The sequence below is a fragment of the Streptomyces sp. NPDC059455 genome, from assembly GCF_042750115.1.
In the GTDB taxonomy this organism is placed as follows: domain Bacteria; phylum Actinomycetota; class Actinomycetes; order Streptomycetales; family Streptomycetaceae; genus Streptomyces; species Streptomyces endocoffeicus.
In genome coordinates this window covers 1-4223 of record NZ_JBHYVB010000032.1, presented here as the reverse complement: position 1 = coordinate 4223, position 4223 = coordinate 1, and the positions used below count along the sequence as shown (strand labels likewise).

Below are 4223 nucleotides of genomic sequence, written 5' to 3'. Positions count from 1 at the left end.
CCAGCCGGTCTCGCCGGAGGTCGCGGGGGGGCGGGGGGCGGCGCCCCGGCCGTGGTCGTGGTGGGCACGACCGCGGCACCGCCGGGCTCTCACGGCCCCGGCGCCCGGGGGGGGGGGTCGTCGGAGGAGTCGTACGACCCGCGGCGCGAGCGTGAACTGTGGGACGCCGTCGAGCGGTTCACCGTGACGCACGCGGCCTGAGCGCGGCTTGGCGCACCACTTCCCGTCACCGCACACCGCGGAAGGCGTCCCGCACCTCCCGCACCAGCGTCTCGGGCTGCTCCAGTCCGGGGAAGTGGCCGCCCAGCTCCATCTCGTGCCAGGACCGCAGATCCGTATAGCGCCGCTCGGCCCAGCGTTCGGCCGTGGGCCAGGGTTCGGCCGGGAACAGTGTGCACGCGGTCGGCACGGTCACCGGCAGGGCGTTCTCCTCCTCGGCGCCGCGCGGTGTCCAGCGCAGCGCCTCCCAGTACCAGCGGGCGCTGGACGCTCCCGTCCCGGTGAGCCAGTACAGAGCGATGCCTTCGGCCTGCCGCTCCAGGCTCACTCCCCCGCCCGCCTCGGCCCGGGTGTCGGCGTAGGCGGCGAACTTCTCGCCGAGCCAGGCGGCCAGTCCGGCGGGCGAGTCGACCAGCGCGTAGCCGAGGGTCTGCGGCCGGGTGCCCATCTGGATGCCGAATCCATAGCCGTCGGCCAGGTGCAGATCACGCCGTTCGATCATCCGCGCCTCCGCCGGGGTGGCGGTGTCGCGGTCCCTCGGGAGCGGTGAGGCCACCGGCATCGTCAGGTGCAGGCCGGTCACCCGCGAGGGGAAGCGCCGGGCCAGTTCGGTGCTGATGAACGCGCCCCAGTCGCCACCGTGCGCGCCGAAGCGGTCATAGCCCAGCCGGGTCATCAGCGCCGCCCAGGCGTCGGCGGTCCGCGCGGGGTTCCACCCGGTCCGCGCGGGACGGCCGCTGAAGCCGAACCCGGGGAGTGACGGAACGACGACGTCGAAGGCGTCGGCCCGGTCGCCACCGTGCGCGACCGGATCGGTGAGCGGGCCGATGACCTGCTCGAACTCCAGGATCGACCCGGGCCAGCCATGCGTCAGCAGCAGGGGCATCGCCCCGGGCTCCGGGGACCGGACGTGCCAGAAGGCCAGCTCCAGGCCGTCGATGACCGTGCGGAAGTGGCCAATGGCGTTCCACGCCTTCTCGCGTGCCCGCCAGTCCAGCTCGCGCAACGCCGCGAGGAGCGCCCGCATATGGTCCAGCGGCACACCTTGGGACGCGTCCGCCACGGTCTCCGATTCGGGCAGCCGGACCCGTTCCAGTCGCAGGCGCAGATCGTCGAGGTCGGTGTCGGGAACGGAGATGGCGAAGGGTTCGATGTCGGGCGTCGCTCCGCCCGGTGAGGAAGTTGGCACGCCACGAACGCTAGAAGCGCCCCGGGGCCACGGGAATGCGCACGATTGCCGCCCACCGATCACCGATTGCGGTAGGCCGACGGCCGTACGCCCGTATGCCGCAGGAACGCCGTGGACAGCGAGCCGGGGCTGCCGAATCCGCACCGCGTGGCCACTTGCGCGACGGACAGCCCACCCGCCCGGAGCAGCCGCTGCGCCTCCTCGATCCGCAGCCGGGTGAGATAGCGGTGGGGCGTCTGGCCCGTGGCGTCCTTGAAGGCCCGGATGAAGTGGTACACGCTGAAGCCGGCCTCGGCCGCCAGGTCCGCCACCGTCAAGGGGCCGCCCAGCCGGTCCCGCATCATCGCCACGGCCTTGTGCACCCAGGGTCCGGCGGCGCCCGACCGGTCCACCTTCGGTGGCCGGACGCCGCAGCTGAGCACATGCACGGCGAGGAACGTCGCCGCGGACTCCGCGTACAGGTCGTCGACTTCGCCGGCCGCGCCCAACGACCGCATGGTGTGCTCGACGAGCGGATCCCCCGAGGCCACCGCGGCGGCCATCCGCTCGTAGTCGACGCGCTCCCCGCCCAATTGCTCGACCGTACGGGCGACGGTGACCCGTGGAATGTGCACCTGGAGGGTCCGCATGGGGACCACGGACCGATAGCGGCGTACCGACGCCACGCCCGGAACCGCCATATCGAGCTGTCCGGGCGTCCAATGCCGCTGCCGCCAACGCCCACCGGTACAGGTCTCCATGGCCGCGTCGCCCGCGACGGTCAGGACGAGGTGCAGATCGTCGGTGGCGGGCAACGCCATCCGCTCGACCCGCGCGGTGTGATCGAACCGCTGCAGCAGCAACGACCGCCAGCCGAGCCTGTCCCAGCTGCTGAACGTCCGCTCGACATAGGGGTTCGCGTCGAATCCGGCATACGGCTCGAGGTCGAAATCAGGAGCGTCACACACCACATCGAGCATAGCCACGACCGTGGCCAGGAGGGCCGGCCCTCAGGAGTTCAGGTACGGGTAGTCGATGTACCCCTTGTCGGTGCCGCCGTAGTAGGTCGTCTCGTCCGGTGTGTTGTACGGCCCGCCCGCTCGCAGCCGGGCCGGAAGATCGGGGTTGGCAAGGAAGAGCGCCCCGAGGGACAGCAGGTCGGCCGTGCCGTCCTCGATGAGCGCCAGCTCCTCCGCGCTGGTGAACCCGTCCGTCGCGGGGTTGAGGACGAGGGCTCCCGAGAACTCCTTGCGGAGGATGCCGGTCAGATCGCGGGAGTCCTCGACAACGTGCAGATAGGCGGGGCCGGTCTCGTTCAGGCGGCGCACCAGCTGGACGTACGTGGCCTCGATGTCGGGCTCCTCGATGCCGTTGTAGCGAATCCCCGGCGAGATCCGTATCCCGGTGCGCCGCGCTCCGATGGCCGCCGACACGGCCGCGACCACCTCGGCCGCGAACCGGACCCGGCCCTCGATCGAGCCACCCCACTCATCGGTGCGCAGATTGGAGCTGGGGGCCAGGAACTGGTGGATCAAGTAGCCGTAGGCGGCGTGCAGTTCGACCCCGTCGAACCCCGCCTCGACGGCGTTGCGTGCCGCCTGGGCGAAATCCGTGATCGTCTCCCGCACCTCCTGGGAGGTCAGCTCGCGTGGGGTGGTGAAGTCCTTCATCCCGTCGACGGTGAACAGTCGGCCGGGTGCGGCGACGGCCGAGGGAGCGACCTGTACCAGTCCCTCCGGCAGCAGGCCGGGGTCGCCGACCCTGCCGACGTGCGAGATCTGGGCGAAGACCACCCCGCCCTCGGCGTGCACCGCGTCGGTGACGCGGCGCCAGGCGGCGATCTGCTCGGCACTGTGCAGCCCCGGGGTGTGGGGGAAGCCCTGGCCGACCACGGACGGCTGCGCCCCCTCCGTGATGATCAGCCCGGCCGTGGCCCGCTGCGCGTAGTACGTGGCCATGGAGTCGGTGGCCGTATTGCCGGGCCCGAAGGCACGGGCACGTCCCATGGCGGGCATGACCAGGCGGTTGCGGAGCCGCAGCCCGGCAAGGTCGATCGGATCGAAGGGTGTGGACACAACGGCTCCCGGGGTCGATGGGGCATAACGGTCGGCAACGAGATCATTGGGCGACCAATGATCTCGCGGCGAAGCCACCATAGCCCATTCGTTGGGTGACCAATGATTGGTCGGCCACGATAGCCTTGCCACCATGACCACAGAGCTCCCGCACCCCGGCGCGGCGAAGGCCGAGCACATCGACGCGGCGGAGGACGAGCCCACCGGCGCGGCGGAGGACGGATACGGCGGCCACGTCAGTCAGACCCTGGCGCGGGTGTCCCGCCTGCACCGCCTCGCCGGGGGCAGGTTGCTGCGCCCGACCGGCCTCTGCTCCGGCCAGGAATTCCTGATGATGACCCTGTGGGACGCGGGGTCGGTCCGGCAGTCGGAGCTGGCGAGGGCGCTCGACCTGGACCCGTCGACGGTGACCCTGATGCTGCGGCGGCTGGAACAGGGCGGGCATGTCACCCGCGCCCGCGATCCGCAGGACCGGCGCGTCATGCTCGTCCGGGCCTCGGAGGCGAGCTACGCCCTGCGACCCAAGGTCGCGGAGGCCTGGGCGCGGCTGGAGGAGCACATCCTGGACGGGCTCGACGACGGCGAGCGCGAGGCCTTCGCCAGGATCCTCATGAAGGTCGAGAAGAACCTCGCCGCGGAAGAGGGCGAAGAGGGCCCCGAGCACCCCTACCGGTAGTTCGTTAAATCCGGTGGCGGTGTGGGTTGACGGCCGGTCGGGTTGGTCGTAGGCCGGTGGTAGGAGTCAACTGCCTTGCTGGGGG

The 4223-nt window shown here is 71.4% G+C and carries 4 protein-coding genes; 1 reads left to right on the top strand and 3 read right to left on the bottom strand.

Annotated features, from left to right (window positions below):
- Positions 1–226: 226 nt before the first annotated feature.
- Genes ACFXB5_RS14105 through ACFXB5_RS14095 form a run of 3 tightly spaced genes read right to left on the bottom strand, consistent with a single transcriptional unit; the run spans position 227 to position 3462 of the window.
- Complete coding sequence (locus ACFXB5_RS14105; RefSeq protein WP_385206783.1) at positions 227–1408, bottom strand: epoxide hydrolase family protein; 1182 nt, start codon at positions 1406–1408, stop codon at positions 227–229.
- A gap of 59 nt (positions 1409–1467) precedes the next feature.
- Positions 1468–2367 (bottom strand): helix-turn-helix domain-containing protein, encoded by a 900-nt coding sequence (locus ACFXB5_RS14100; protein WP_385206780.1) that lies wholly within the window; start codon positions 2365–2367, stop codon positions 1468–1470.
- 30 nt (positions 2368–2397) lie between these two features.
- Positions 2398–3462, bottom strand: a complete 1065-nt coding sequence (locus ACFXB5_RS14095; protein ID WP_385206778.1) for an alkene reductase — start codon at positions 3460–3462, stop codon at positions 2398–2400.
- Positions 3463–3595: 133 nt separating this feature from the next.
- Here ACFXB5_RS14095 and ACFXB5_RS14090 point away from each other — a divergent pair, with 133 nt between their 5' ends.
- Positions 3596–4138 carry a MarR family winged helix-turn-helix transcriptional regulator gene (locus tag ACFXB5_RS14090; RefSeq protein WP_385206775.1) on the top strand — a complete coding sequence of 181 codons (543 nt, stop codon included), beginning with the start codon at positions 3596–3598 and terminating at the stop codon, positions 4136–4138.
- The last annotated feature ends 85 nt before the right edge of the window (positions 4139–4223 follow it).

Excerpts from the sequence above, each read along its gene's own strand:
- ACFXB5_RS14100 (WP_385206780.1), bottom strand. The coding sequence starts at position 2,367 with ATGCTCGATGTGGTGTGTGACGCTCCTGATTTCGACCTCGAGCCGTAT.
- ACFXB5_RS14090 (WP_385206775.1), top strand. The coding sequence starts at position 3,596 with ATGACCACAGAGCTCCCGCACCCCGGCGCGGCGAAGGCCGAGCACATC.